The 26,400-nt window shown below is 34.2% G+C and carries 19 protein-coding genes and 1 pseudogene; 3 read left to right on the plus strand and 17 right to left on the minus strand.

Features of this window, described 5'->3' with window-relative positions; translation table 11 throughout:
* The 3 genes from ACPWTF_RS06030 to ACPWTF_RS06040 form a co-directional block, all read right to left on the minus strand.
* On the minus strand, positions 1-1,353 hold the full coding sequence (locus tag ACPWTF_RS06030) for an HlyD family secretion protein (protein ID WP_250836970.1): 1,353 nt from the start codon (positions 1,351-1,353) through the stop codon (positions 1-3).
* Positions 1,354-1,355: 2 nt separating this feature from the next.
* Positions 1,356-3,011 carry a peptidase domain-containing ABC transporter gene (locus tag ACPWTF_RS06035; RefSeq protein WP_427874808.1) on the minus strand — a complete coding sequence of 552 codons (1,656 nt, stop codon included), beginning with the start codon at positions 3,009-3,011 and terminating at the stop codon, positions 1,356-1,358.
* 102 nt (positions 3,012-3,113) lie between these two features.
* A complete protein-coding gene (locus ACPWTF_RS06040) occupies positions 3,114-3,518 on the minus strand; it encodes a hypothetical protein (RefSeq protein WP_248727751.1) in 405 nt (134 codons plus the stop codon).
* Between the two features lie 358 nt (positions 3,519-3,876).
* Between ACPWTF_RS06040 and ACPWTF_RS06045 the strand changes: the two genes are divergently transcribed.
* Positions 3,877-4,335 carry a DUF1810 domain-containing protein gene (locus ACPWTF_RS06045; protein ID WP_320492222.1) on the plus strand — a complete coding sequence of 153 codons (459 nt, stop codon included), beginning with the start codon at positions 3,877-3,879 and terminating at the stop codon, positions 4,333-4,335.
* An 88-nt stretch (positions 4,336-4,423) separates the two neighbouring features.
* Here the strand turns inward: ACPWTF_RS06045 and ACPWTF_RS06050 are convergent.
* The 13 genes and pseudogenes from ACPWTF_RS06050 to ACPWTF_RS06110 all read right to left on the minus strand — a co-directional run bounded on the left by ACPWTF_RS06050 (position 4,424) and on the right by ACPWTF_RS06110 (position 23,525).
* Positions 4,424-6,464 (minus strand): annotated as a pseudogene (locus ACPWTF_RS06050) (cytochrome c biogenesis protein CcdA).
* 143 nt (positions 6,465-6,607) lie between these two features.
* Positions 6,608-9,424: a M16 family metallopeptidase gene (locus ACPWTF_RS06055; RefSeq protein WP_427874809.1), complete on the minus strand. Its 2,817-nt coding sequence runs from the start codon at positions 9,422-9,424 to the stop codon at positions 6,608-6,610.
* An 11-nt stretch (positions 9,425-9,435) separates the two neighbouring features.
* On the minus strand, positions 9,436-10,818 hold the full coding sequence (locus tag ACPWTF_RS06060; protein WP_427874810.1) for a TlpA family protein disulfide reductase: 1,383 nt from the start codon (positions 10,816-10,818) through the stop codon (positions 9,436-9,438).
* A gap of 26 nt (positions 10,819-10,844) precedes the next feature.
* Complete coding sequence (locus ACPWTF_RS06065) at positions 10,845-12,317, minus strand: retropepsin-like aspartic protease (protein ID WP_427874811.1); 1,473 nt, start codon at positions 12,315-12,317, stop codon at positions 10,845-10,847.
* Positions 12,318-12,323: 6 nt separating this feature from the next.
* Positions 12,324-13,193 carry a thioredoxin family protein gene (locus ACPWTF_RS06070; RefSeq protein WP_427874812.1) on the minus strand — a complete coding sequence of 290 codons (870 nt, stop codon included), beginning with the start codon at positions 13,191-13,193 and terminating at the stop codon, positions 12,324-12,326.
* A gap of 82 nt (positions 13,194-13,275) precedes the next feature.
* Positions 13,276-14,766, minus strand: coding sequence for a PKD-like family lipoprotein (locus tag ACPWTF_RS06075; protein ID WP_427874813.1), 1,491 nt, complete (start codon positions 14,764-14,766; stop codon positions 13,276-13,278).
* A 30-nt stretch (positions 14,767-14,796) separates the two neighbouring features.
* Positions 14,797-15,561 (minus strand): DUF4843 domain-containing protein, encoded by a 765-nt coding sequence (locus ACPWTF_RS06080; protein ID WP_427874814.1) that lies wholly within the window; start codon positions 15,559-15,561, stop codon positions 14,797-14,799.
* A gap of 11 nt (positions 15,562-15,572) precedes the next feature.
* On the minus strand, positions 15,573-17,021 hold the full coding sequence (locus ACPWTF_RS06085; protein WP_427874815.1) for a RagB/SusD family nutrient uptake outer membrane protein: 1,449 nt from the start codon (positions 17,019-17,021) through the stop codon (positions 15,573-15,575).
* Between the two features lie 10 nt (positions 17,022-17,031).
* Positions 17,032-20,349, minus strand: coding sequence for a SusC/RagA family TonB-linked outer membrane protein (locus ACPWTF_RS06090; RefSeq protein ID WP_427874816.1), 3,318 nt, complete (start codon positions 20,347-20,349; stop codon positions 17,032-17,034).
* Positions 20,350-20,522: 173 nt separating this feature from the next.
* Positions 20,523-21,203 (minus strand): FecR family protein, encoded by a 681-nt coding sequence (locus ACPWTF_RS06095; protein WP_427875737.1) that lies wholly within the window; start codon positions 21,201-21,203, stop codon positions 20,523-20,525.
* The gene (locus ACPWTF_RS06100) at positions 21,169-21,672 is read right to left on the minus strand and encodes a hypothetical protein (protein WP_427874817.1); all 504 of its coding nucleotides are present in this window, start codon (positions 21,670-21,672) and stop codon (positions 21,169-21,171) included. The genes ACPWTF_RS06095 and ACPWTF_RS06100 overlap by 35 nt, the downstream gene beginning before the upstream one ends.
* 156 nt (positions 21,673-21,828) lie before the next feature.
* Positions 21,829-22,422, minus strand: a complete 594-nt coding sequence (locus ACPWTF_RS06105) for an RNA polymerase sigma factor (RefSeq protein ID WP_427874818.1) — start codon at positions 22,420-22,422, stop codon at positions 21,829-21,831.
* Between the two features lie 509 nt (positions 22,423-22,931).
* A complete protein-coding gene (locus ACPWTF_RS06110) occupies positions 22,932-23,525 on the minus strand; it encodes a murein L,D-transpeptidase catalytic domain-containing protein (protein WP_427874819.1) in 594 nt (197 codons plus the stop codon).
* A 203-nt stretch (positions 23,526-23,728) separates the two neighbouring features.
* Between ACPWTF_RS06110 and ACPWTF_RS06115 the strand changes: the two genes are divergently transcribed.
* Complete coding sequence (locus tag ACPWTF_RS06115; RefSeq protein ID WP_427874820.1) at positions 23,729-25,138, plus strand: PLP-dependent aminotransferase family protein; 1,410 nt, start codon at positions 23,729-23,731, stop codon at positions 25,136-25,138.
* 89 nt (positions 25,139-25,227) lie between these two features.
* Here ACPWTF_RS06115 and ACPWTF_RS06120 read toward each other — a convergent pair whose 3' ends face one another.
* Positions 25,228-25,491, minus strand: coding sequence for a DUF2024 family protein (locus tag ACPWTF_RS06120; protein ID WP_095929017.1), 264 nt, complete (start codon positions 25,489-25,491; stop codon positions 25,228-25,230).
* Positions 25,492-25,651: 160 nt separating this feature from the next.
* Between ACPWTF_RS06120 and ACPWTF_RS06125 the strand changes: the two genes are divergently transcribed.
* The gene (locus ACPWTF_RS06125; protein ID WP_427874821.1) at positions 25,652-26,383 is read left to right on the plus strand and encodes a YggS family pyridoxal phosphate-dependent enzyme; all 732 of its coding nucleotides are present in this window, start codon (positions 25,652-25,654) and stop codon (positions 26,381-26,383) included.
* The last annotated feature ends 17 nt before the right edge of the window (positions 26,384-26,400 follow it).

Genomic DNA, 26,400 nt, shown 5'->3' on the forward strand with positions numbered 1-26,400 from the left:
TTACTTTTTCTCCTTTCCTTTATCTTCTTTTTCTCCTGAATTATAATAGTTTGGCGGAAAACCATTCAAGTTTCGCCAAATCTCGTACCATACCGAAACGGTTTCTAGCAATGCAATACTTTGCGCACCTGCACCAATACTCAATTCTTTTGGCCAGTGGCGATCTTCTCCATCTGGTGAGACCAAAATTCTGTATTTCCCGTTCGGACTTATAAAGTTTTCTATCGCTACAACTTTACCTCCGTAAGTTCCATAAGACAATCCAGGCCATCCAGAAAATACGATTCTAGGCCATCCGTCAAACCAAACACGAACTTTTGCACCTCGATGCACCAGCGGCAAATCGATTGGATCTACGTAAGTTTCTACCGCAATATCATATTTAGACGGCATAATGCTCACAACAGGAGTTCCTTCTTTAATCGTTTCTCCAAGACCAGCCAGTAAAGCTCGGTTTACATAACCGCTCTGTGGCGCTGTAATATAATACAAACCGTTTCTAAGTCTGTAATTAGTATATTGGTTCTCTAATTTATTTACCTGAGCTTCTGTATCGTATTGCGTACTTAAAGCCGTAAATTTATCGCTTCTTGATTTTGATATTTTTTCAGCATATTCAGCAGTAATTCTATTGATTTCTACTTTTGCATTTATCAATTCGTTTTTGCTGCTTAACAATTTATTTTCCTGCGTAATCACATACGCTTCTGACTCTTGCAGTTTTAATCTTTTCTGCTCGACATCAGTCAGCGGTTTAAGACCTTCTTTGTTTAAAGCTGTCGAACGGTCAAATTGTGTTTTTGCAATTCGAAGCTGAGTTTTTACTGCTACAAGATCCATACTGTCGCTTTTTATTTTCAATTGTGACTGACGAATTTTGTTTTGCGCTTGCTGCAATTTCAATTGTCTTTCCGTGTTAAGCGACTGCGCCTGCACGTCAAGAGAGTTTACTTTATCGCCATACGATTCTACTGCCATTTTTTTGGCATCTACTTGCTGTTTGGTATTATTAACCAAATTAGGATCTAGATAATCTTCTTTGATCTCCGAAATAAAAAGAATTGTATCTCCTTTTTTTACGTAATCTCCTTCTTTTACAAACCATTTTTCTATACGTCCTGCAATGGCATTATGAACAGTCTGTGGTCTTTGATCTGGTTTTAAAGTAGTTACAGAACCTGTTCCTGAAATATTCTGTGTCCAAGGCAAGAAAAGGCATAAGACAGCAAAAATCAAAAATCCGATTATGACTTTATTTAAAATTGCGTAATGTGGTCTACGAGCAACACTTGTAATCGATTTGTATTTGCCCGGCGTTATAAGTACGTTGTTATCTTTAGATAGGTTGAGCATGATTAAAGCTTTATGTCGTTAATAATTTTTCCGTCATCAATCGTAATCATACGACTGCATTTGCTTTTCCAAATATCATTTTTAGAAGTCACAATAACAGTCCAGTCATTTTCTTCAGAAAGTAAAAAATCTACAATTTTACTCGAAGTCAAATCGTCCATTTTGTCAACTGGATCTTCTAAGAATAAGATATTCGGTTTACCCACAATACTTCTTGCCAAAAGAATTTTTTGAACATCAGAAGCAGATAGTTCACGACCTCCAGGATGAATTTGATTCTCCAACCCGTTTTCAAAAGTTTTAATATATGGAGTAAGGCCAACATTATCTAAAGCCCATTTTAAATCATCGCTGTTTAATTCTTCATTTCCAAAAACAATATTCTCGCGAATTGTTCCTGCAAAAAGTGTATCGCCTTGCAAGAATGTCCCTGCCTGCGCTCTATATGTATCTTCGTTAAGACGATTCATATAATTGTCAGTTACGTACATCGCTCCGCTTTCTGGTTCTAAAACACCCGAAAGCAATCTTAGCAAAGTACTTTTTCCTGCACCATTTGTTCCTGTAAGAATAATTTTTTCTCCTTGAGAGATTTTTAAATTGATATTCTTCAGTGATTTTTTGTTGTGTTCTGGATAATGGTAATTGATGCTTTCGGTCTCAATATTGATTCCTTTTTCCGTTTTATCTGAAGTTTGAGGAATGCATGAAATTTCCATGTCAGTCACCTGACCAATTTTTTCAACAGAAGTCAATACATCGTAGAAAGACTCTAATCCGAAGATGATTTTTTCTACCGAGTTGATTAATAATACAATTACGATTTCAGCTGCTACAAACTGCCCTATGTTCATTTGGTGGTGAATTACCAGAAAACCACCGATCGATAATAAGGCAGCAGTAACAATTACTTTAAAAATAGTCAGCTGAATATATTGTTTCTTCATTACCTGAAAGTGCTTTTCACGGTAATTTACGTAGCTGGTTGCGTATTGGTCATTTCTTTCCAAAGCATATTCAAAAGCTCCTTTTCTGCGGAAACTTTCTCTATTTCTAGCAATTTCCTGAAGCCATGCTGCCACTTTATATTTAAATTTTGATTCGTTCAAACTGGTTTCGAGACCGTCTTTATACGAAAATTTAAAAATGACATATAAAATGACGATAAATAAAAGTCCAATTACCATAAAGAAAGAATGATAAAGAACCAATAGAATAATCCCCAGACCAACCTGAAGGAATGCGGTGCAGAAATCAAGCAATAGTTTTGCAGTGCCTTTTTGTACCATTAAAGTATCAAAAAAACGATTGGCTTTTTCGGGAGCATACTCCGAGTACATTTCTTTAAATTTTATTAAAGGCATTCTGTACGCAAACTCAAAAGAAGAGCGTACAAAAATTCGCTGCTGCAGATTCTCTACAATTCGCAACTGCAAAATCGTTAGAACTCCGCCAAAACCAACACCAACCGTCACTAGAATCACGAGAATAATCCATGAGACGCTCAGCTGTCCGCTTTGAATAAAATTAATAATAGCTTGGATTCCCAAAGGCAGAGAAAGATTGACTAACCCTGCAAATGCAGCATAGAAGATAATTTGATACACATCGCGCTTATCGAGCTGCAATAAGTTATAAAAACGTTTAAATGGTGTCATGAATTTAAGTATAAATACAGGATTATTACATAGAATAAATATACGGCAAAAACCGCAATTCTGGATTAAGATTTTTTATCCCAATCCTTAAAAAACAAGTATTTATGAATTCACCCTTGGAGGCGGTATGTCTATTTTACCATGAAAACCAAACGAAAAGATCGTATTATCAATATATTTTTTCCCTTCTGATTCTATTAGAAAACAAAAATTAGGCATCAAAGATTCTGATGAAATCAAATATTCCATTAAAGGAATGCCTTTTGCTAATTTGGCCGTTTTAGTGTCTTTCGTTTTGTAGTCGTCCAGTTCTTCTGGGATTCCATCACACTTGAAGATTTTTTTCAGAAAGTTGCAGGTAATGCCTTTTACTGTGTAGGTTTCAGCGTTATCGCTTAAGATTCTTCCAACACTATTAGAAATATTTAAACTGCTAATTAGAAAATAGCCGACAAGCAATGCCTGAAGGCATTTACATAAAAAGCTATTTTTAATTTTGTTCAACATACTTTAAAAAAAGGCTAAAAGTTTAATTGCATCACATCGTTTTGATTCAAAACCCCAGTGATTTAAGGCGTTTATTATAATTTTTCTGAGCGCGCAATTTAGAGCCATTTTTTTTGTAGAACATTAAAATAACATTAGAATTTAGAATCATTCAAAACTTTAAAATTATATTAACAAGGCATTCTTACAGGCCTATCGGAATTATGTAAAGACCGACTACAATTCTATAACTCAAAAGGCTATCAGCATTCTAATTTTGATGTTCGAAAAATTTAATACAATTCTTTAAAAAAATATATTACAAGTGTTACCGATTAAACAAATTAGATTTACTAACCATTTAATACAGAATCAAGAGATGACTTACGCAAAAAATGATTTGACCCGATTTTTAGATGCGCAAAATAAACTTTATCTGACAGCATTATCTGAAATAAAAAAAGGTAAAAAAGAAACCCATTGGATGTGGTTCATTTTTCCGCAGATCAAAGGACTTGGCAAAAGTGCTCTTTCTGAATATTATGCCGTTGCAGATCTTAAAGAAGCTACTGAATTTTTAAAGCATCCGATTTTATCGAAACATTTAATTGAGATCTCTAAATTGCTGTTGACCTTAAAAAAGAAGTCTGCCGAAGGAATTTTAGGAGAACTTGGCGCAAGAAAACTGCATTCTTCTATGAGTTTATTTGTTCAGGTAGAAAATGCACATCCTGTTTTTCAGGAAATTCTAGATACTTTTTTCTTCGGACATCTGGATCAGCTGACTTTAAATTTTACACAAAAAACTAGTGTCCTGCCAGACACAGTACTTTCTTAATATTCTTAGGACAAAAAAGGGAATAGCTCGTAAACTATTCCCTTTTTGATTAACAACATAATTATAAATAAAGTACAAATCCTGAACTTTAGCTTTTTTCAAAATTAGAAACCCCTTTTTTAAGCCAGTTCAAATATTCTTCGATATCTGGATTATAAGCAGACGTTTCATTTAGCGTTTCTCCATTATGATCTACCAAAACATAAAATGGTTGCGCATTGGTTTTGTAAGTCAGTGTTTGAAATTCGCTCCATTTCTGACCAATGTATTTTAGTTTTTTCCCTGTCAGTTTAGAGGTAATCTGTTCGTGCGGATTCAGTTCTCGTTTATCGTCTACATAAAGTGAAATTAAAACCAAATCGCCTTTTAAGATCTTCTGCACTTTTTCATCAGACCAAACATTGTCCTCCATTTTACGGCAATTTACGCACGCGTGACCTGTGAAATCTATCATAACTGGTTTTCCGATTTTTTTGGCATATTGCATTCCTAAATCATAGTCAGTAAAAGCCATAATGTTATGAGGACAAGTTCTGCTCCTTCTGGCAGATTTTGCGTTATTTCTTTTGAACTGGAATTATTCAATCCATTTGGAATTTCGCTGTAATGCATCGGCGGAGGAAAACCGCTGATCATTTTAAGTGGTGCGCCCCAAATACCAGGAATCAGATAAATGGTAAAAGCCAAAACCAAAACCCCTAATCCTAATCTTCCAACGCTTATATTTGAAACCGGACTGTCATGCGGCAACTGAATTTTTCCGAACAAATAAAAAGCCAGCGTTCCAAAAATGGCAATCCAAATTGCTAAAAAAGTTTCTCTTTCCAGCCAATGCAATTGCAGAACCAAATCGGCATTGGAAAGGAATTTGAAAGCAAGAGCCATTTCAAGAAATCCCAAAAATACTTTAACCGAATTTAACCATCCTCCCGATTTTGGAAGCGAATTGAGCCAACCCGGAAAAGCGGCAAATAAAGTAAAGGGCAAAGCCAAAGCCAGAGAAAAACCAAACATTCCGACAAAGGGCGCAATTCCGCCTCGTGAAGCAGCTTCGACCAATAAAGTGCCAACAATTGGCCCGTACAAGAAAAGGAAACAATTGCAAGCGCCAAAGCCATAAATAATATTCCGACAATTCCACCTCTATCAGCCTGCGAATCGACTTTGTTTGCCCATGCATTGGGAAGCATGATTTCGAATGCGCCCAAAAATGAAAACGCAAAAATCATTAAAAGGACAAAAAACACCAGATTGAACCAAACATTTGTAGAAAGCGCATTAAGCGAATCTGCTCCAAAAATCCAAGTTACAACAGCTCCCAAAAAGATATAAATGGCAATAATCGCAATTCCGTAAAAAACGGCTTTTCGTATTCCCTGCGATTTGGTTTTGCTTTGTTTGGTAAAAAAACTCACCGTCATTGGAATCATCGGAAAAACGCAAGGTGTTAATAATGCTGCAAATCCAGAGAAAAAAGACAATAGAAAAATTGTCCATAAACTTCTAGATTCGGTTTTTGGTTCTCTTTTTTTGATTTCTTTCTGAGGTGTTTTTACAGCTTCAGCAGGAACAATTTCTTCTGTTTTTTCTTTTATTTCGGTAACCGAAGAATCTATTTCAACAGTTTTAGCTTCTGTTTTAGCTGCCGTTTCTATTAAAGTTTTCGCTTTCGCGGAAGAGCTAACGGCAAACTCCAATTCGTCTGAACTTGGTGGAAGGCAGTTTTCATCATTACAAACCATAAATTCAACTTCAGCCTTGATTTTAAAAGGTTTAGATGAAAGTATTTTAACACGCTGTCTAAAAGTAGTCTCTTTTTCAAAAAACTTAATCTGCATTTTAAAGACAGGATCATTAACCGTTTTTCCTTTTTCTTCTTTTACAGCATCAGTCAACTGAAAATCTGCGCTTTTTATAAAATTAAAACGCGTTGGAATCGGCTCTCCGTCTGCAACTTCTTGGCTGTACAAATGCCAACCTGACTCTATAATGGCTTTTGCCTGCAATTCGTATTCAGTATCAGAAATTTTCTCGACACTGGTTTTCCATTTTATGGGATTGTATATCTGAGCCTTTACGAATATGGAAAACAGCAGGAAAAAGCCCAGTAAAAAAATATTCTTTTTCATGGGTGAAAATCTTTAAAAAGAGGGTTGAATAGCAAAAAACAACCCTCTAAGTAATCCGCTATACAAACTAAATTGCTTACTAATTCAAAATAACTATTTGATAGGGAAATACAAATTAAACTCTAGTAAATAAAGGGGTCAGATTATTTTAATGGTTTAAAAACTACTTCATAAGAATCTGCTTTGTTCAAAAATGAATTAGCAAATTCCTGAATATCTTTGGCTGTGATGCTTTTTACAATATCAACATAAGTTGCAGGGTCATTCATATCGTAAGCATTCTCAAAATAATTATAAATCAAGTTCATGCTATAACTATTGAAGTTTTTGCTGTCTTCTCTAGATTTCAAATAGTTTGTTCTTGTTTTTTCAATGTCTTCAGCAGCGATTTCTCCTTTTTTGATTTTATCAATTTCCTGATACACAATTGGCAGTAAATGTTCCACTTTATCAGCATCGCAATCAAAATTAATCTGAAGATTTGCTTTAGAAATCGGAAGTTTATCAATAGTTCCTCTTACTTGTGCACCGTAAGTTCCGCCTTCTTTTTCGCGAAGACTTTCAGTATAACGCAAAGTCAGCACATCGCTTAAATACGAAACCAAGATTCTGTTTCTTTGAGAAAAAGCAATATCTTTTAAAAAGGCAATACGAACAGAACTTTTTGGTGTTTCCATTTTGATAAAAACATCTCTATCAATTTTATTTGATGTCCATTTCGGAATCTCTGTTTTAAACTTTTCTTTACGTTTAATTCCGTTTATACTCGCAATATATTTTTCTAACAAAGGTTTTAAAACTTCTGGCGTAACATCTCCAACAATATAAAATTCAAAGTTTGAAACATCTGCAAAACGATCCAAATAGAAAGCTTTCATTTTATCAAAAGATAAACCGTCGATAAATTTTTGATTCAATGGCTGTATTCTTGGGTTGTTTTTTCCATAAACGACATCTGTTAAACTGTCTCCCATTTTTGCATTGATATCATTTGCTCTGTTTTTAAGTGAATTTTCTAATCTTTGCTTCATAAGTGCATACATCTGATTATCAAATCTTGGCTGCACAAAACGCAAATGAACCAATTGCATCATTGTTTCGAGATCTTTTGCATTTGCCCATGCCGTAACTGTCTCTTTCAACGAGCCTACATCTACAGAAGAGCCAGCAATTTTTCCTTTTAAAACTTTTGTCAAATCAACATTTGACAACTCACCCACCCCAGACATTAGTGCTAATTCGGTTGCGCGACTAACTGATGGTAAATCTTGAGGTTCATACAGAGAAGATCCTCCAAAACTTTCACCTTTCAGATCTACTTGCTTCTTATTTTTATCGGCAAATTTATAATGCACTTTTACGCCATTGCTCAATACAAAAGTGGTAGCATCAATTGCTGTTTCTTTTTTCTCTGAAATAATTTTTCCTGAATTGATTTTCAGATTTCCTAAAAGTGTTTTTCCTTCAAAAGTATCCACATAAGGTTGTAACGAAGCATCGTTTTCGGCTTTCTGAATAATATCAAAAGCTTTTTCCTGAGTTAAATTATTCTCGTTTTGTACACCTGTAACCGCTACAACACGATTTTGTGCTGTATATAATTTACCGATTTGCTCTTGAAGAATTTTAGTGTCAACATTTTTCAAAATGCTTTTTACCATTTCAAATTCAGCTTTTGGATCGGAAATAACTTCGTGATTTAGGTAATCATCTTTCACCATTCCAATAACATCCTTATGCGAAATCTCATTTAGTTTTTCTAAATAATTTTCGTAACCCGAAATGTTTTCTGCAACAGCCCTTTCAATTTCTCCTTTAGAAAAACCAAATTTATAAGCTCTAACCCATTCATTCATCACCATTGCAAAAGCTTCGGCTTGTTTTTCTGGTTTTGGAGAAACGTTCAAAATCCAGATATCATTCAAACGAGTATAGTTTTGATAACCAATTGAGGCACTTTTAAATGGGCATTCTTGTTTCTGCGCCATTTCTACCAAACGATTATTTAAGATAGAAAAAGCAAGGCTTCTTTGGGTAGATTTTTCTAATTCGGCATAGGTATTAGTTGATTTTTCAGCCGTATGGCGAATCATATAACTAATATTTGAAGCCGAAATTTCTTTATCTAAAGCCAGTTTAAAAATTGGTTCTGTTCTTTCTGGAATGGCAATTTCAAAACGTTTTTTAGGATTTACTGGTGTCGGAATATCAGCAAAAAGTTTTTTGATTTTGGCTTCAATTTCATCTGCGTTAATATCTCCTACAATTGCGATTGCCTGCAAATCTGGACGATACCAATCTTTATAAAAATCTTTTAAAACCTGATATTTAAAGTTTTTAACGATTTCCATATCACCAATCGGCATGCGGTCTGCATAAAGCGAATTGTTGTAATAATAAGGCGCCAACTGATTGTAAATTCTAGCTCTAGCATTTTGTCGCGTACGCCATTCTTCGGTAATTACACCACGTTCGGCATCGATTTCTTCATTCGTCAGAGATAAAAAATTAGACCAATCGTGCAAAACCAGTAAACAGGTATCTACTACTCCGCCATCTTTTGACGGAATATTATCTAAGTTGTAAACCGTTTCGTCTGTGCTTGTATACGCGTTGATATTTCTGCCGAAAACAGCACCTTGTTTTTGAAGCGTATTCAGGATTCCTTTTCCTTCAAAATTTTTCGTTCCGTTAAACGCCATGTGCTCCAGAAAATGCGCCAGACCTTTCTGCTGGTCGTTTTCTAAAATTGAACCAACGTTTTGAATGATATAATAACTTGCCGTATTTTTATTGACATCTGTCGGATAAATGTAATATGTCATTCCGTTTGGCAGCACTCCTTTTTTTATTTTTTGGTTGACTGCAATTGGATCTGTTGCTTTAAAGTTTTGCGCTTGCGCGAAAGTTAAACTTCCGATAAAAAGGAGTAAAACTGATATTTTTTTGCTGTATTTCATAAAGCTATTAATTAACCTTTCAATAATTTATCCAATTGCACTCGCAACTCTGGATTTGAAGGACGAAGTGCATCTGCATTGATAATGTTTCCTTTTGTATCAAACAATAAAAATCTCGGAATGGCATTTACATCATAATTTTTTGCCACATCAGAACCAAAATCTTTATCGGCCATTAACTGAATTCCTTTTAATTGTTCTTTGGTAACATAATCTTTCCATTTTTGAGCATCTTTTGGTTTATCTAACGAAAGGCTTACAAAAACAATATTTTTTCCGTGATAATCTTCTTCGATTTTTTTCATGTGAGGAATCTCTGCTTTACAAGGTTCGCACCAAGTTGCCCATAAATCGATGTAAACAAATTTACCTTTAAAATCTGAAAACGAAACCGCTTTATCGTTAATGTCTTTATATGTAAAATCTAATCCTTTCTGACCAACGTTTTTATGCAATACTTTTTCATATTCTAACAAAAATGCTTTGCTATTATCAGAAATCATAAACGGTTTTATGCTTGGTGCGATTTTTTCGTATTCTTCAATTTTCATTCTTGAATTTGCAACTGCATCACGTAAATAAACATCTTTTAAAGCAGGATCTGTAATATGGGTAATTGCTTCAGTTAAATCTAAACGTTTTGGCGCATCACCAGAATTCATAGTTACATAAAAGAAATAATTTGACATTAAAGAAACGCCGTTTTGCAATTTTAGTAAATCTGGATCTGTAAACTTTTTGTCTGTCTGCCATGTTTTGATTACTGCTGGACGATCGTCTTTGTCTGGAAATGCTGTTCTTGGCATTCTAAAAAAAGTATAAGTCAATTCTTCAACATCTGTTGCAACGGCCAATTTTAATAACTTATTAAAGTTAGCATCTTTCGTTTTTATTGATTTCGAAAATTCTTCTGCTTTGGCCACACCTTTATCAATGAAGGGATAAAATTCTACATAGGTTTCATTTCCTCCCAATCTTGCGAAAGGCGCAAAATCGTTGTATATTTCATTTGCTTTTTGTACCAAAGCGTTCTGTCCGACATTCTTCCCGCTCAAAACATAATTCGTTTTATTGATTACAAGATTGATGTCTAATTTTGGTTCTAAATACAAACGGATTAATTGGTTTCTACTTTTAAATTGTCCGTAATCGATATAATAAAAGCCAGCAGCTGAAACTGGTGTCATAAAGCCGAATTCCCCCAGCGAATTGACTTTTGCGGTAGCGGCAACGGCTGGCTTTCCTTCTTCGACACTATAAAGCGTAACTTCTTTTGCCTTGAAATCTGGAATTGAAATTGTCCCTTTAATTACTGCATATTCTGAAAGGTTTGCAGCAAAACTCATTTGAACCGTGATAAAGGTCAAAATGAAATAAAAAATGTGTTTTTTCATTGTTTCTTTGTTTTTGGATTGATATTTTAAATTGAAATTCGCATCGATTGATCGCCTTGTTCTATAATAAAATCTTTGCTTTCTTTGGTTTCTTTCAGCTTTTTAAGATTTTCAGAATTCAATAAATCTTTGGCTTCAAAATCATTGATTTGCGTGACTTTTGCGCCAACTTTCACTTTCTTCAAATCTTCATTCTGCTGATCGATAATTCTTTTTATTAGAAGATTCTGGTTTTCGTCAAAATCTAAAATAAGTCCGCCTAAATAGATAGAAGAAGCTTTTTTGAAACTTTTATTTGGTTCGAGATAAACGGTTTTATCCAATAAATTAATTGTAAAATTGAATCGTCTGATCAAGTCAATTCCGAGAGAACCATCGGCGAAAGCCCAGTTTTTATTAGCTTCGTCATATTCCTGCAAAGCAATTGTTACGTTTGGAAAACTATTCCCATTTATAGCAACATTTGGAATGGCTCCTCCTACAATTTTAGTTTGTTTTCCCAGACTGTAATTCACAGACGTATATTCGGTTTTTAAGCTTGCCTCTAGATTATTTTTATGATTGAAAGGTTCATAAGCAATTAAATCATAACCCGCTCCAGTATCAAAAGTGAAACTGCCTTCGACTGTTTTTTTATCTTCAAAAGTCAGATTCATTTTTACTACCGGAAGTCCCGATTTATAATCAAAAACCAATGGCTTTGCTTTTCCCCAATACGTAAAATTTCCAAAATTGTACAAGTCAATCGTCATCGTATCAAAATTGACAGAAGTGATAAAATTGCGAAGCAAATTCGCACCAAACAATCCGTCGTAAACGCCATGTTTCGGAAAAATAACCAAGCCTTGATTTTTTAGAACCTGATCGCCAATATAAATCGTATTATCTGCCGAATACTGCACTTGCTGACTTCCACCAACTACAGAAGCCGATTTACTTTTGGTAACCACAACTCCCGCTTTGTACGCGCTGTCTGGATTGAGCGCCATTCCGTCGGCGCCAGTATCAAAAAGCATTAAAAACTCGCGATCGGCTTTATTTAATTTTATTTTAATGGCGATTCCGTTTTCGATAATTTCAAATGGAATACTTGCTACTTCTTTTACTTGCGCGTGTCGATCCACTTTATACAAACCATCAAAAAAAGTCACGTATAGCATTTTATTTTCTGAATTGAAAACAATTTGAGACGGCTTTTTCTCCTTTCCTTTAAAACAGAAATCTACCAAGACGAAAGTTTCATTTTTAATCGCCACAGATTTTCCAATCTGAATGGAATCTAAAGCTGGAAATGCTTTAAAAATACCATTCAGATAAAATTCGTTTGAAGAAGAATCTCCAACGCCCACAGTAAACTGCGGCGCTAGAAGATCTTTCATTTCAACATAACTTTTATTCTGAAAGGCTTTTTCGAAAGTTTTAATAGATTTCTGAATACTGTTTTGAGCATAAATTGAGCTTCCAAAAATCAATATTAAAAACAGGATTATCTTTTTCATTTCGGTTTACTTTTGTGCCGTATTTGGTTTCACTACCACTTTTTCTACTCCGAAATCTTTCAATAAAATACCTGAATATTTTGTAAATTCTTCTGGCGTGTACAGTTCTTTTGAATCATTTACTAATGCTGTAAATCCTTTTAAATCATTCTTTTTTTCAAACTCTTTTTTCTTACGCTGTAATATGGTAAATACATGGCTGTTAACGCTCCATTTTCCGTAATCTGTCGCTAATTTTTTACTGGCAAAAAGAAATGGATCGTCATATTGTTTCCCTACTCTTAATCCGGTAATGATTACAAAAGAAACCTCTTCAGAAGCGGCTGCAGATTTCAAATACGTATCGATAACTTCAAATGGTACGTTTCTTTTTCCGTCTAAATAGGCTTGTTTGTAAAAATCAGGATACTCTTTTTCTTGAATTTCTGGACTGTACTTTTTGAAGATTCCTTTTTTAGCCGCTGCTTTTGCATTTTGAAGCAAGGTTGTAAATTGCTCTACGTCATGAAAACCACCTGCAATGTCAATTATTTTTCCATCAGAATTCATCAATAAAAAAGTTGGAAAACCAGTAACGCCATATTTCATGCATAGCTTTTTACCAATTTCTTCTTTTAAAATATCTGATTTGAAAGTGACAAAATCAGTATTTAAAACTGTAGCAACTTTGGGATCTGGGAATACTTCTTTATCCATTTGTGCACACGGCATGCAACCTGTAAAATACAAGTCTACAAAAATTAATTTTTTCTCTGTTTTAGCCTGTTTTTTAGCTTGTTCCCAACTTTCTTGAGTGGATTGCGCTTGTGCTTTTAAGGCAATAGATGGACAGGCAAGCAGCAAAACTGCGCTTGCGATTTTAATAAATCGTTTCATAAAATGTGGTTTTTAGAAACCGAATGAAGAATGAGATTTATACTTCATTCGGTTTTATTTTTAGATTTTTAACTTCCTATCATTATCGAACACGATAAGCAACATCGACAATTTTGCATAAGCCTGAATAACTGCTTTCTAAAATTAAATTACCATTTACAGGAGGCACAGTATACAATTCTAATTTTCCTGTTGTGCTATAAGAACCCACAATTAATTTGCTGATAATCTCCTTTTTCCCTCTTTTGCTGAAACCTATATAGGTAATTTCTTCATTTCCTTTATCTAACATTAATTTTGCAGATTGCGTTCCGCTGTCATATTCATACACTTTGTTTCCAACAGTATAAAATAAATAACCAGCATCTGGACTTACGGCAAATTTTGTAGCTTTATCTAAATCAGGCGCATTCAGCATCTCTTTATAATACGTTTGTACGGTACTTGCATTAAAACGAAGCAGAAAAAATTTACCTGTTGAAATATTTTTTAATACAGCAAAACTTTCGTTCAAATTGAAATTTGATGTGGTCATATAGACCAGTTCACAGTTGGTATTGTTCCAATCTAATACTGTTGCAGAAGGGGTAACCGGAGGCATTGCCGAACAACTTCCTTTTGAAGTACTATAACGCAGAAAACGATGTTTTTCGACATCAAAAAAGACAGGAGTTCCTGCTGACGAACCTTCTGCGATAAAAGGAGCTGCATAGAAAGTTTTAGTTTCGAGATCTACTTTATTTTGTGGCAACCCATATCTAATTTGCAGTGCTCTATTATAATAATAAACATCACCATCTTTATACAGTAAATTTTCTGACCCAATAGGGCATTTCATAAAATCTACTGCAAAATTGGTTGGAAAACTTCCACCAACAGTTTCGTATGCAATATTCATGGTCTGATTCCATTCAAAAGAATCGGGTTCTAATCTTGCCGTTCCAGATTCTGATGCTGTTACATAGATTCCATAAATAATACTTCCTGGTAAAGGCCCGCTAAAAGTTTCTACATCTACAGCTTTTCCTTTTAATTTCAATGCAGACCCAGCAGCATCTAACACATCATTTATAATACGCGGCTGCGGAATTCCTGGAATTATAGAAACCATATCTAGTCGAGCTTTTCCATCTACATCTCCTACAACCAGCCATCCTTCATAAATAGAAGAAACTACATTTAAGGTAATAATGGGCTGCTGCCAGTTGACTCCCGTTACTTTATCCTTGATAAAATAATAAAGACTATATTTTGCCGGCGGTAATTTTAAAATACCATCTAAATTTTTTGTGGTCGCAATAGTTGTCCTCGCCTCGTTAACCAATTTTAAAGGATTTACCGCAACCCATTTATATTCATATCGGTCAGGATCTTTGCCGTCATCTAAAGTTGGATTTAATTCGGGTGTAATCTTAAAATAATCTCCCGTATAAACCGTATATTCTTCTTGAATTCCTGTTACATTAAATTCATTGATCTTCTCATAATTGTAATTTCCTTCATCGCTTACACATCCGTATGCCAAAAAGAGAAGTGCTATTATGGCTGTCTGTATTTTTATATTTTTAAACATCGCTTTATATTTTTAAATTAAAGAATGGTTTTAAGGAAATAACATTTCTTTTCCGTCTTCCTCATAAATAGTATTGCCATTCGCTTTCTGATCAGCCAGATAACGTTTCATAAAACTTGCATAATAGAGCGTTTCAGGAATTGAGAGTCCTGGTGAACCTTGAGCCTGATTAAACATTTCTGGATCCAAATTCATGAGCTCGCACATTAAAAAGATTTTTTTTGCGGTAAATACACCAAATACAGCCTGCCACCCTATTGGCTGCATGAGCTTGTCTGTAAATGTCAACTTAAAACGCGTATAATGAATCTTTTTCTGTGTCAAAACATTTGTTATTCTGTCTTTCATATTGACAGTAAAAAATTCGTTTTCTTCCAGATTCAAAACTAATGTTACGGACTTATCTTTTAAATCTAAAGTTCTGTTAACTCTTACAGGAATAGAATCTATTTCTCTACCTGCGTGCAACACAATATTTTCGGGCAAAGAAAAATGTGTGCCTAAAATAGCTGTACTTGAAGGATCAACCGAAACTTTAATTTGACGGTCAACATCACTTACAGCTCCTTGAACTTGTACGGGAATGCTATAAATTCTTCCAGTAACATTAGCTTTATCAAAACTAAAACTGAATCCTGTACTGTCTATAAGCGGTGCGTTGTTGTATGCCGGAAATACAGCAAGCGGAAAATAAATGTTATTGGTAGCTTTATAAGTTTCAATTTCTTCTTTATCGCAAGATGTTAAGCCAAACAGAGAAAAAAGAAGAATGCTTAAAATCAATATTTTTTTCATGATCACTTTTTTTAGTTTTGAAAATTAACTTCCGATTCTGGTAATGGCACTACATATTTAACTGCATTCATGGTAACATTTCCTGAAGAAGCAGAACCATTTGGAATTGCAGTCGAATTGATTCTTTTGTAGTAGAAAAATAATTGTCCTTCACCAATAAATTCTTTTCTATACTCTTTTGTAATTTCTGTAGCCAATACTGCAGTAGCTGCTAAATTGGTCAGACCTCGATTAAATCGAAGTGTATTTAAAAAAGCAATACCATCTGCTGAAACTGGTGCTGTTTCTGCCGCAATAAGATACAGTTCTGAAAGTTTAAACATCGGAATCTGAAAACGGAAAAGTTTCGTTTTGTCTGTTACATCTTCATATTTAAAAAATGTCTTCTGAGTTTTTCCTCCCGAAATTGGAATTTTCCAGCTTGGCAAACTTCTGTAATCATTATCATTAGATTCAAAAACAGCATTTATTCTGCTCAACATTGGAGCATAAATATTAAAATCATCTAAACTTGAATCAAAAAGTGCTTTTTGTTTTAAGTATAAAGTCTGATCGCTAAGAGCAAAGAAGTTTTCTGAAGAAAAAATACGATCTGGATTAGAAGTGTTAGTAGCTTCTAAGAATGGAGTCCAAGTAATAACAGGCTGTCCTTTTACAAAATTAATAACTTCTGTTGCCGTAGCAAAAGCTCCAGTTTTATCTCCAGCATATAAAAGGACTCTGGCTTTTAAACATTTTACAGCCAAAATATTCATTCTTTGTCCGCGATTTACAGAATAATACGGATTCGAATCAAATTCAGTAGAACCCGTATATTTTCCTGTAGTCAATATGGGATCTTTTGCTAAAAGTACAATTGCAGCATCTAAATCGGCTATGATTTTGGCAATAACATCTTGAGCGGGCAAAAGCGGTTTATTTACAGTTACGGCAGCATCGTAATAAGGTATTGATGGATTTGCTGGCGCTACTTTGTAAATTGGTCCGTACATTCTTAACATGTCAAAATGTATCATTGCACGAATGGCGATTGCTTCTCCTTTTAAAATAGCTGTTTTTTCGGCTGAAATAACTTCAGGATGTTCCTCAATACTCTCTAAAAACTTATTTGCAGACAAAACAGTTGTAAAAGCACTTTGCCAAATTCCAGCAAAAGTATTCTTAGAAAGCGTTTCTTCATACGAATACGTCGATATTTTGTTTTTAACATGCGATCCAGACATATTATACTGCTGCCCTAAAATTTCCACTGCATCCATAGTCAGCTGTCTGCCGTAAAGATTATTTACAGCTAGCTGAAGATAAAGTCCGTTATGTACATTTTGCACACCCGCTTCAGAGCTATATGCCTGATCTTCTAAAATTTTATCTTGTGGCACAACATCCAAAAAATCACTGCAGCTTACTGCAACAAAAGAAGCAAGCAAAAGGAATGTAATTTTATATAAATACTTGTTCATAATCTCTTTATTAAAATGATAAATTAAGACTCAAAGAATATATTCTTGAGAAAGGATAATCAATACCACGTTCTGCTTTTATGGTTGAAACACGGAAGAATTCGTTTGCAAAAACATTAAATCCTAAAGCAGTTAATCCGTTTCTTTTTAACCAAGCTCTATCTGTTAATCTGTAGCCTAAGCGAATAGATTCTCCAGAGATGTAATCATCTTTTTGGATAAAACGGGATGAAATTGGGGTATTATTGGTTAGTCCGATCGCTTTAAATTGTGCCATCTGTCCAGGAGTTGTCCAACGGTCTGTAAAAGCTCTCACATCTTGATTATCAAAAATATTATCTCTTGATATATTTTCTACTTTGTTGTACAAGGCAGAGTTAAATCTTTCTGCACCAAAACTATAGCGCACAAACAATCCAAAACTAAAACCTTTGTAGTTTAAGTTTGTAGAAACTACTCCTGTAGCGGTTTCTCTAGAATTCCCCATTACTACTTCATCTTTTTTATCCAAAATAAAAGTAGTCTGACCATCTTTCTTTAAGAAAATTTCTCTTCCGGTTGCTGGGTCAATTCCTAATGAAGGTACAGCCCAAAGGTCATTGCTGCTTGCTCCATCATAATATCTCGTTAAACTGGTTGTTTTTTGTGCCTCAGAATTTAAAGAAGCCAATGCATTACCAAAACCTCCAAGTTCATTATCTCCTGTCGTTCCCATTAAACCTATTCCCCAAACAAAATTTCTGCTCAAATCATAGATAAAATTGTAGTTCATTTTTAACTCTAATCCTTGAGTAGTTAAATACCCAACATTTAAAGGATAACCGTTAAGTCCTGTTGAAGCGGCAAGATCGATCGCTACAATCTGTGGAGACGTTTTACGTTTGTAAGCTCCTAGAGTCATCGTAAATCTGTTTCTAAACATAGCCAGATCTAATCCTAAAGACAAATCTTTGGTTCTTTGCGCTTCTAAATTGGGGTTTGCAATTTGAGAGACTCCTAATCCATGACCAAAAACGTTTGTATTTGGGTTATAAGCATATACATCATAAGAAGCAAAACCCACTAAGTTTTGATTTCCGGTCTGACCGATATTGGCACGAATTTTAAAAATATTGACAATATCTTCATTCATTTTAAACTCATTGTTCAAATTCCATCCAAAACCAATTCCCCAATAAGGCGAATATTTTTTGTTGGTTCCAAAATTGGTAGCTCCAGAAATTGTCTGAGTAAAATCGAATAAAAATCTGCGGTCGTAAGCGTAGTTAATCTGATTGGTTAAATCGACACTTCTTATCAATTCTGTATAAACTTCTGGCTTCCCATTTGGCTCATATCCAAAAGCAAATGTTGGATTTCCACCAACACCAAGAGGAAATCCTCTTAAAGATGTTTTATAAGAATTGTTTTTTGTCTCTAAAGCCGAAGCTCTAATCGTATAGTTAAAAGAATGAACGTTCTTAAAAACATTTGAGTACGTTGCACCAAGATTTGCATTCCATTTATCGGTAATGGCATCATACCTGTTATACGTTCCTTTTTCTGTCGCAATGTTATTTACAAAACGAGTATCGTCTGGAGAAACAAAAACGACATTGTAGTTATCCAATCTTGAAACAGATAAAGCTCCTGTTGCCTTGATATGCGAGTTTACATCATAATTAATAGCGAAGTTATTCGTGAAATTAAAGTCCTTTCCTTTGTCATAACTTCCTAAAAAGACATTGTAAAGCGGGTTAGCCGGATGGTTTACAATGGTTTGTAAACTAGTTAAAGGCAATGACGACCCGTCCATATAACGTGTTATCACTCCATTTTCGTTATACTTTGGATAATACGGACTTGCTTTTGCCCAAGTTTCAAATGAACCGTATGGAGATTCCTGATTCGTTCCTCCTGAAACAAAAAACTGGTTGTTAAGACTTAACTTGTTTTTTCTATAAGTCAAAGTCGTATTGTAACCCCAAGTATCGTGCTCAGAACCTTTCATTGTTCCTGTTAGTGTTTTGTAATTTCCGGCAATGTTAAATCTAAACTCATCAGAACCTCCGCCAAAATTCAAACTGTGTCCCGATGTAATTCCCATCTGGATCGGTTCGTTTAACCAATACGTATCTACACCGCTGCGTACTGCAGCCAGACGTCTGTTATATTCTTTATCCCAAGTTAATGGAGTAGATTCGGCAGTTCCATCCTTAACAATAAATGCGCCTGAAAGTCTTTCAAATTCTAATTTTTGCGCTGCATTCATTAAATGATAAACACTTAAGTCTGCTAATTCATAAGAAGAATTATACACATAATTAAACTGCAGTTTTCCAGGAAGAGGTTTATTGGTTTCAATAACCACAACTCCATTTGCAGATCGAGAACCGTACAATGCAGTTGAAGCCGCATCTTTTAATAAAGTGATGCTTGCAATTCTATTAATATCCAAATCGACAACTTGCTGTAAAGTAGTTGGAAATCCGTCCAGAATAAACAAAGGCTGATTTGGATCATCTCTAAACTGACTGTCAACCTGATTGGCCGTTAAACTTGTCTGTCCTCTCACCTCGATTGTTGGCAGAATATTAGGGTTTGAACCTGCAATATTATTATTAACCACAATAAAAGACGGATCTAATGACTTTAAAGCCTGTACCGCATTTTGCGTAGAAATCTGTCTTAGTTCCTCACCTCTAAAAACAGTAACTGCACCAGTAATTAATTCTTTCTTACGCACCGTAACCCCTGTATTTACTACAACTCCAACAAGTTCTTTAGTTTCTTGTGCTAGTGTAATATTAATTACTTTTCTTTTGTTTATCTCCACTACCTGCGCTTTGTGACCGATATAGGTAAACAAAATTTGCCCATTTTCTGGTGCACTAATTGTATATTTTCCGTCAAAATCGGTTTGCACAGCAACATTTGTACCTCTTACTTTAATGTTAACTCCTGGCAGTGGCTCTTTGGCGTCATTGGTAACTGTTCCTTTAATTTCGATTATTTTAGATTGAACGACAACTTTCTCTGCTTTTCTTTCTTTTACAATAATCGTATTTCCAGCAGAAAAACTAAAATCAAAATCTTTATCAGAGAAACTGGCTTCTAATAAATCATTGACCTTAATTTTTCCTTTTTTTAAATGTACTTTAGGCAATTTTTTAAATAAATCTTCCTGATAAATAAAAGTATAATTGGTCTGTTTTGTAATGATGTCAAAAACTTCGTCAACAGATACTGTTTTATCAGCTGTAATTACAACTTTCGTGTTTTGTGAAAATAGATTTACGGGAGAAAAACCAAAAATTGTAGTACAAAACAAGAAGATAAAAGTTCTCATAATGTTAATAATTAGCCGCTTTCTAAAATAGAAATAGGCACTGGTTAATTTAAATTTCATAAATTTACATGTTAATTGGTTGGTTGGTTAATAAAACTGACTTACTGGTTGATACACAGAAAGGGATAAAGCGCAGTACGGTGAGAGGTCTAAACTTTAATCCCTTTTCTTTTTTATTTGATTATAATTTTATTGTCTTTTTTCTCATAGGCATTAATAAAATTAATATTCTTGATCGTGGTTAATATGTCTTCTAATTTCTGATTCTTATTTAAAACCCCATTAAACTTGACATTGCCAAGCGCTGGATCTGCAAAGACAATATCAACATCGTACCATCTCGACAATACTCTCGCAATATCTTTTAGAGGCATTCCTTTAAACACGAACAAACCTTTTCTCCAGGAAATTTCATTATAGACATCAACTTCAGAAACATTAATATTTCCGTTATATTCTGTTATTTTAGATTGCTGGTTTGGGGTCAGAATTTGTTTTTTACTAGTATTGCTAACTGCTACAACTCCTTTGACCAAAGTGGTATAAATAGCCGATTCGTCTCTATAAGCTTTAATATTAAATTCGGTTCCAATTACTTCTACATTCTGATTTTCAGTTTTTACTTTAAATCTCGAACCTTTATGTTTGGTACTTGGAGATACTTCAAAATAAGCTTCTCCATAAACCAATTCTACTTGTCTGGTTTGGCCATCAACAAAAGCAACAGGATATTTTAATTGTGATTCCGAATTCAGCCAGACTTTGGTACTGTCTGCCAGCTGTACAAAAAACTGCCCGCCCCTCGGAATCGTTAAAAGATTATTCGCAATTGCTTGCAGATTTTCCGTTTGAATTGTAAACTAACTTTTCTCCATTACTGGAAGCATTTCCTTTGGTATATGATTTTCCTTTTTCTAAGGCTATAACAGAACCGTCTTCCAGAGTCAGAGTTGCTTTATCGCTTCCAATTAAGATTTCTTTGTGCGCCACTTGCGGAGTCTCAATCTTAAGCGGATTTGTTTTATTAATGATTAATGAAATTGAAATCAGCAATAATAATGATGCCGCCATAACAGTCAATTTGAAAGCTGTCTTAGTATAAAATGGCTGTATTGATCTTATTGGAGTTTCTTCAGATTGAATGGCATTTTGAAGACGGTTTCTCATTCTAAATTCTAATTCTTCTTTAGACCCCAAAGCTTCGTCCCAATCCTTATCTGTCTGGAAACTTTCATAATAATTCAATAATTTATTATTCTCCTCGAGATTGGTATCACCGGAAAGATATCTATTTAGTAACAGTAAGAAATCCTCTTTTTTCATTTTTTATTGTATTATTTCGGGAGTATATAGAGTAAGTAACCTAAAAGGCATATACCCCCTAGTCCTAATTGCATTTTTTTTGATTTTTTTTGAAAAAGAATTAAAAAAGAAGAAAAACCACACATCCTCAGCCCAAACACTTCATTTATTTTTTTGCTAAAAGATATTTTTTGTGAGCCATAAAATCATGGCCATACTCATACTTTCGCCCATAGAAGATCGAATCGTATGCAACGCTTTTGTAATATGATTTTCGACTGTTTTTGTAGAAATGTTGAGTCGTTCGGCAATTTCTTTATGAGTTAGCTGTTCTTCTCTGCTCAACTTATAAACAGCTTGACATTTTTCGGGAAGTCCTGCAATGATTAAATTAAGCTGCTGCACCAATTCGTCGTGCATTAATTGTGTTTCTGGGGTTGTAGATAAAAAACGCTTTTCTACATCATCAAAAAGTTCGACGTGAACTTTGTCTTTATTTTTTCTCAAATGATTAAAAACTTGATATCTCGCACAAGCATACATATAGCCTTTTAGCGAAATATGAATTTCGATTTTTTCACGGTTGTGCCAAATATTCATGAAAATATCCTGAATAATATCTTCGCACAATTCTTTGTCTTTAATCACATTGTAAGCAGACATAAAAAGAGCCTGCCAAAATTTATTATACAATTCTGTCAATGCCAATTCATCGCCGTCGCGAAGACGATCGATTAAAATCTGATCCTGATTTAAGATGGAATTTGGCAATGATTGGTTGTTTATGGAGATTGAATAATTCGCAACAAACTTAATAAATTCCGTTAATAATCCTAATTTGTTCTCATCAACGCATCTTTATTTTTGCAAGAAAACATAATTTTATAAATAAAAAAACTTTATAAATTTTTCAATTCTACCCATAAAACCTTCATGTTTTTTAAGTTTAAGTAAGATTCAGGATTAAAATAAAATGAATATTTTAAAATAATAGATTTAAAACGCTGTTGCGTTAATATTGTATTTTTATTAAAATTCAAAAAAATACCGTAGCCAATTTCTTTAAATATAAAATTGAGTCTTTTCAGGCTATCTTTTTTAACTCAAAATTTCTAAAATAAAAAAGAAATATAAAATTAGACACGGACAAAACAGATTCGCTATAGCGAAGACACACATAAAAACTAATTTTTAAAAATCTCTGTTAATCTGCGCTTTCGAAATAGCGAATATGTTTCTGCATTCAAATCTAGTTTCCGTTAAAAAACAATTCTTTCTAATTAATAATAAATATTCAGGATAATATTCGACTTCGAATTATCAATTATTTTTTCGAGTCTTTTAAAAAACACCTCACTAACCATGGGACAACCTTGGCTAAGGGCAATATAATGATCCTGTTCTCCTTCTGGAACTGCCGAATATGAATGCAATACAATCATTCTTTTAACGGCATTATTATTCGTTTGGTCCAGCCCTTTTAAAACATAAGCTTTTCCAAACATTCCTCTATACGATTTTCCGATTGCGTAACATCCAAGCGAAGTGCATTTAGAATTCGGTTCGTTGCTAAATTTCAATTCTCCTTTTACACCCGTTTCAGAACCTGCGCCATTTGCTACTAATCCTTCATCAATTACTTTGTCGTTTTCAAGATCATAAACAAAGAATCTATTTTTACCCGATTTAATTCTCATATCAATAAAAAATGCGATTTTAGAATTATAAACTCCAGAAGCGCTCATTTTTTTTACATTTTCAATCTGTTGATTAAAACGTTCTATATCAGAATCCTCTATCGTATTTTCTTCTTTTGGTTTTGGGTTGCCAAAAACACACGCTGTTATTAGGATTATTATACTTACTATTTTCATAAACCTTTCATTTTTAAAACATTAAAAATCAATTATTTGACGATGCAAAATTAAAATGAGAGTTCCGAAAAAATGTTTCCTAAAAGTCTAAAAAACAACAGAATAAGGTATTTCTTTTAGCATAAATATCACTATTATTCCATCAAAAAAGGTTAATTTTGGACTACTGAATAAACTTAATTTAGCAACAACAAACAGTCCAGATGCTTCGACCTTGGCCATTACAAATTCATTTAGATAAAAAATCAGATAAAGCGATTTACCTGCAGATTGCCGATGCTGTAATTGACGCTATCAAAACAGGAAAACTGGTCAACGGAAATGCATTGCCCGGTAGCAGACAATTGGCTGAATTACTGAAAGTAAACCGAAATACTGTTGTAGAAGCTTTAGATGTTTTAACTGCTGAAGGCTGGCTGGTAACCATTGACCGAAAAGGAACTTTTGTAACAGAATCGTTGCCTAAAATCAGTCATTCGTCAGAAAATGAAAAAGAGCAAAAAGTTCAAATTGAAGATTCTAAAAGTTTTTTAGTTTTTGACGACGGACTTCCTGATAGCCGATTGGCACCAATGAATGATTTGGCTAGAGCGTATCGCGAATTATTTAGCCGAAAATCACGTTGGCAGATTATGGGTTACAGCAGCGAATTGGGAAATCTAGAATTCAGAAAATCAATTGCACAAATGCTCAATTTTAAACGCGGCATGAGTATTTCTCAGGATCAAATCTGTATTACACGCGGAAGCCAAATGGCGATGTATCTTGCCTCTCATTGTATTTTAAAATCAGGCGATTTTGTTTTGGTTGAAAATCCTGGGTACAAACCCGCTTGGGAAGCTTTTGAAAATGCAGGTGCAACTCTACTTCCTGTAAATATAGAATCGGATGGATTGGATATCGATCAAGTCGAAAAATATGTACAGCATAAAAATATAAAGGCCATTTATGTTACACCCCATCATCAATTTCCAACTACTGTTACCTTGTCTCTAAAAAAGAGATTAAAATTGATCGAACTTTCCAATCAATATCATTTTACGATTATTGAAGACGATTACGATAACGAATTTCATTTCGGACTAAGACCAATACTTCCTATTTCGAGTTATTCGGGTCTGAAAAACTATATTTATATTGGCACTTTCAGCAAAATTGTTGCTCCTGCGCTTCGTATTGGATATTTAGTCAGTTCACATGAGAACGTTTTAAAGATTGGAAATCATAGAAAAATCATCGATGTCCAAGGTGACAATATTATGGAAGAAGCAATTTTAAGCCTTATTAATGAAGGCAAAATAAAGCGCCACCTTAAAAAGGCTAATTTGGTTTATAAAAGCAAACGAGATTTCTTCGAAAGCTTGTTAAATCAATATCTTCAAAATAAAATTACGTTCACCAAACCCGAAGGCGGACTTGCGTTTTGGATTGTTCCAAAAGAAGATTGTAATGTTTTAGAAATATTTGAAAAGCTAAAATCGCAAGGCATTCAAATCATGAGCCCAAACCGATTTAGTTTTGATGAAACCATTAAAGGTTTTCGTCTGGGTTATGCTTCTCTTTCTGAAAAACAAATGGAAGAAGGAATTATAGCGCTTTCTAAATTGTTATAAAAAGCCTTTCAACTTCGCTCAGGGTGACATAAATCGCTGTCTGGCTGAGCGGAGTCGAAGACTTTCTAGTCATCAGTTTCTTTTAAAAACTAATTACAGTTTTCCATTTCAATAATAGAAAAACCATTTTCTCGAATCTGATTTTCTACTTCAATCGGCGCTTTATCAATATGGCAAAAACGACATTCTTTAGAAGACAAAGTCTGTCCTTCTTGCGCAACACTTTTCAGGTACTTTTTTCCATATTCGTATACTTGCTCTGCATCGTTAACATTTTCGTCTACCAAAATATCAAAGTGCATAATTTTTCCGTCTTTGCGGGTTACATAGGTATCCCAAACTGCTATTTTCATTTCCTAAGTTTCTAAGTTACTAAGCCGCTAAGGGACTAAGTTTTATTGTTTTATGATGCAAATTTACATTGGATTTAAAAGTTGAAAATCATCCAGTTTTTTCATTTTTTGAGATGTACTGGTTCAGTAGAATTTTGTGGTTTCCATTTAATTTTGCAATATGAAAAACGATATTATTTTTAATTTAATTAAAGTGCATCAGCGTATTGAAAATGCTTGCAAGATTGCTGGAAGAAATCCTGAAGATGTTCAGCTTTTATTGGCAACCAAAACTGTTCCTGCCGAAAAAATACGAATTGCGATAGAAGCTGGCGAAACTTTAATGGGCGAAAACAAAATGCAGGAATTGCGAGATAAAAATGATGTTTTGAAAAACTTACCTATTGAAAGGCATTTTATTGGACATCTCCAAACGAACAAAATAAAAGATGTATTGAAATATGTTACTTGCATTCAATCTTTGGATAGAATCAATTTGGCTGATGAATTGCACAAGCAGCTTCAGAACCAAAACAGAAAATTGGATGTTTTTGTTCAAGTCAATACTTCCTACGAAGAAAGCAAATTCGGATTGGCACCAGAAGACGTTTTATCTTTCATTAAAAAGATAAAAACGTACGAAACCTTGAATATTAAAGGTTTAATGAGCATTGGGCTTTTGGATGTTGAAAAAGAAAAAATGATTCCGTCGTTACGACTTCTAAGAACCATACGAGATGAGATTTATTCAGAAAGGATCGAAGGCTTACAAGACTTAAAACTTTCTATGGGAATGTCTCAAGATTTGGAACTTGCCATTGCAGAAGGTTCTAATATGGTAAGAATTGGCACGTCAATTTTTGGAAACCGTTTTTTAGGAAAAGAAATCTGGAACGAAAACATTGCAGAATAAAACTTAATTTTGCAGCA

The organism is Flavobacterium sp. MMS24-S5 (assembly GCF_050320125.1).
Lineage (GTDB): Bacteria > Bacteroidota > Bacteroidia > Flavobacteriales > Flavobacteriaceae > Flavobacterium > Flavobacterium tyrosinilyticum.